Source organism: Nocardia neocaledoniensis (genome assembly GCF_029868625.1).
In the GTDB taxonomy this organism is placed as follows: Bacteria; Actinomycetota; Actinomycetes; order Mycobacteriales; family Mycobacteriaceae; genus Nocardia; species Nocardia neocaledoniensis_A.
In genome coordinates this window covers 1-3,238 of sequence record NZ_JARWOJ010000199.1, presented here as the reverse complement: position 1 = coordinate 3,238, position 3,238 = coordinate 1, and the positions used below count along the sequence as shown (strand labels likewise).

3 protein-coding genes are annotated in these 3,238 nt (G+C 71.5%); 1 reads left to right on the top strand and 2 read right to left on the bottom strand.

What is annotated here, in order from left to right; genetic code table 11:
• Positions 1-111 precede the first annotated feature (111 nt).
• Positions 112-981 carry a CDP-alcohol phosphatidyltransferase family protein gene (locus QH270_RS14745; RefSeq protein ID WP_280342179.1) on the bottom strand — a complete coding sequence of 290 codons (870 nt, stop codon included), beginning with the start codon at positions 979-981 and terminating at the stop codon, positions 112-114.
• Positions 978-1,691, bottom strand: a complete 714-nt coding sequence (locus QH270_RS14740) for a phosphatidylserine decarboxylase (protein WP_280342177.1) — start codon at positions 1,689-1,691, stop codon at positions 978-980. Before QH270_RS14740 ends, QH270_RS14745 begins: the two co-directional genes overlap by 4 nt.
• 263 nt (positions 1,692-1,954) lie before the next feature.
• On the opposite strand from QH270_RS14740, the gene QH270_RS14735 reads away from it, so the two are divergent.
• On the top strand, positions 1,955-2,983 hold the full coding sequence (locus tag QH270_RS14735) for a beta-ketoacyl-ACP synthase III (RefSeq protein WP_280342174.1): 1,029 nt from the start codon (positions 1,955-1,957) through the stop codon (positions 2,981-2,983).
• Positions 2,984-3,238: the final 255 nt, after the last annotated feature.

The window sequence follows — 3,238 nt, the reverse complement described above, 5'->3', positions numbered from 1 at the left end:
TGTCCCGCCCCCCCCCCCCGGGGGGGCTTCCCCCCCGCGCCCGGGGCTGTACCCCCCCGGGGGGGGGCGGGGCCACTGGGCCAAAACCCCGCGGCGCCAGCCGCCATAAACTCAGTCGCGCGGGCGACGCAGCCGCAGCCGGGCCGAACCGCGGATGGCCGGGCGGCGGATCTGCGGCATCTTGCGCTGGGCCCGCCGCTGCGCACGGCGCTCGGACGGCTTGTGCTGCCAGGTCTCCGGTCGGGCCGCGACCCAGCGGGCCGAGCGCCAGGCGAACGGGATGTGCACGAGGTAGAGGCCGACCAGGATCAGCAGCAGGACGATCGGGTAGGTCACCAGCAGGGCCGCCGCCAGGGCGACCAGCACCAGCAGTCCGGCCGCCGCCTGCGGCGCGACCGACACCGACTTCATCGCCAGGGTGGGGATGGTGCTCACGCACAGCAGGGCGGCGAAGATCGTCCACGCGGCCACGAAGGTGAAGCCGGTCCACCACCCGTTACCGAACTGCACCTGGAGTGCGATCGGGACCAGCGCGATGAGCGCACCGGCAGGCGCGGGCACGCCGGTGAAGTACTCACGCGCCCAGTTCGGGCGGGAGTCGTCGTCCAGCAGGGTGTTGAACCTGGCCAGGCGCAGCACCAGACTCACCGCGAACAGCAGCGCCACGATCCACCCGGCGCTGTAACCGTCGAGCAGGGTGACGTAGAGGACCAGCGCCGGCGCGACGCCGAAGGAGATCGCGTCGGAGAGCGAGTCCAGTTCGGCGCCCATCTTGCTGGTGGCGTCGAGCATGCGGGCCAGGCGGCCGTCGAGGGTGTCGAGCACGGCGGCGGCGCCAACCATGGCCAGCGCCACCTCCAGCTCGCCGTCGAGCCCGAACTTCACCGCGGACAGGCCGGCGCACAGAGCCAGGATGGTGACGACACTCGGCAGCAACCGCACCGAGCGTGGGCGCTTGCGGCGGGCGGCCTGTTCGATCATCCCAGCACAGCCAGCACGGTTTCGGCGCCGATCGTGCGCTGACCCGGGGCGACGAGCAGTTCGGTGCCGACCGGGAAGTAGGTGTCGACGCGGGAGCCGAAACGGATCAGGCCGTAGGTGTCACCGATGGTGAGCACGTCACCGGCGCGGGCGTCGCAGACGATGCGGCGGGCCAGCAGGCCGGCGATCTGCACCACGACGACCTGCTTGCCGTCGGCGGTGTCGATGACCATGCTGTTGCGCTCGTTGGCGTCGCTGGCCTCGGGCAGGTCGGCCGAGAGGAACTTGCCCGGCTGGTGCTGCACCTCGCGCACGGTGCCGGACACCGGGACGCGCTGCACGTGCACATCGAGGACCGAGAGGAAGATGCTCACGCGCGGCAGCGGCTGATCGCCGAGGCCGAGCTCGGCGGGCGGCACCGCGGTGTCGACGAGGGCGACCTCACCGTCGGCGGGCGCGACGACGATGCCCGGCCGGTTCGGCGGCACCCGATGCGGATGCCGGAAGAAGGCCGCGCAGGCCGCGGCGGCGCCGAGACCGGCCCGGCGGACCCACTTGTTCCGGCCGCCGACGACCGCGACCGCCAGCGGGACCGCGACGAACGGCAGTCCGGCGGGATGCAGTGGTGGGACAGCGGCCCGGACCAGGTCGACGACATGGCCGACGCCGGTGGTTTCGGGCGTGCCGGGCGGAGTGGGGCGGCGGGCCACGGGCTCCCTCTTTCGTGGGGTGACGACAACACAAGCGTTCACACCTTACGCCGAGCGCCCCGTCAGCCACCGATGGGCGGTGTGCGGCCGATGTGACCGAAGCCACGAATTCGCTCGCCGGACGCGCTAATATGAGGAAGCCTCATGTCTGCCCGTTCACATGTTGTCCATACGGGGGTCATGGGCGATGAGCGACAGATTTCGATGCTTCAGGTACACCCAGCGGTGCGACCGCAGGTTGACAGGTACATAGGAGACGCACAATGGCTGCTCGAATCGCCCAGACGACTGGGGCTGAGCACACCGCGATTCTCGGTTTGGGCGTCTACCGCCCCGCCCGGGTGGTCACGAACGACGAGGTGGCGGGGCCGATCAACTCGAGCGACGAGTGGATCCGCACCAGATCCGGCATCAACACCCGCCGGTTCGCCTCGGCCGAGGAGACTGTCAAGAGCATGAGCGTCGCCGCCGCCGAGGGCGCGTTGGCCTCGGCGGGCGTCGCCGCCGATCAGGTCGACTGCGTCATCGTGGCGACGTCGACCCATCTGCTGCTCACCCCTGCCATCGGACCGCAGATCGCCACCGACCTCGGCATGACCGGCGCCGCCGCGTTCGACGTCTCGGCAGGCTGCGCCGGGTTCTGTCATGCCCTCGGCATGGCCTCGGATCTGGTGCGGGCCGGCACGTCGAAGAACGTGCTCGTGATCGGTGTCGAGAAGCTCACCGACACCGTCGACTTCACCGACCGCTCCACGGCGTTCCTGTTCGCCGACGGCGCGGGCGCGGTGATCGTCGGCCCGGCCGAGGAGCAGGGCATCGGCCCGACGGTGTGGGGTTCGGACGGCACCCAGCACCACGCCATCCGGCAGAGCAAAGACTGGATGGAGTTCTTCACCGAGATCGAGGAGAAGGGCACCGACGCGGTGCGCCCCTATCTCGCGATGGAGGGCACGGCGGTGTTCCGCTGGGCCGCGCACTCGCTGGAGAAGGTGTGCCGCGAGGCCATCGACAAGGCCGGGCTGACCACCGACGACCTGGACGCGATGGTCCCGCACCAGGCCAACGGCCGGATCATCGAGATCATGGCCAGGGTGCTGAAGCTGCCGGAGGACTGCGCGCTGGCCAACGACATCGAGGAATCCGGCAACACTTCCGCAGCATCGATCCCGCTCGCGATGGAGGCACTCCTACGCAAGGGCGAGTCGAAGCCGGGCGACACCGCGCTGCTGATCGCCTTCGGCGCCGGACTCTCCTACGCCGCACAGGTTGTCACCATGCCGGCCTGGCGCTAGCCGGCCAGCAAATTCGCCCACCGCGGCGGGGGGGGGGGGGGCCGGCGCGCCCCCCCCCCCGGGGGGGGGGGGGGGGGGGCGGCCGCGCGCGCCGGGGCCCGGCCGGCGGGGGGGGGGGGGGTGGGGGGGGGCCGGGGCTTTGTGGGTGTGGTGCCGGGGGATTCGCCGGCGTGGGCGCCTCGGAGGGTGCCTGCTGCGCTGTCGGAGGTGCGGGTTGTTCTGGCGGAGCTGATGGCTGTGGTTGCGGCGCAGGCT

Coding starts and splice junctions, on each gene's coding strand:
- QH270_RS14735 (WP_280342174.1), top strand. CDS start 1,955: ATGGCTGCTCGAATCGCCCAGACGACTGGGGCTGAGCACACCGCGATT.
- QH270_RS14745 (WP_280342179.1), bottom strand. CDS start 981: ATGATCGAACAGGCCGCCCGCCGCAAGCGCCCACGCTCGGTGCGGTTG.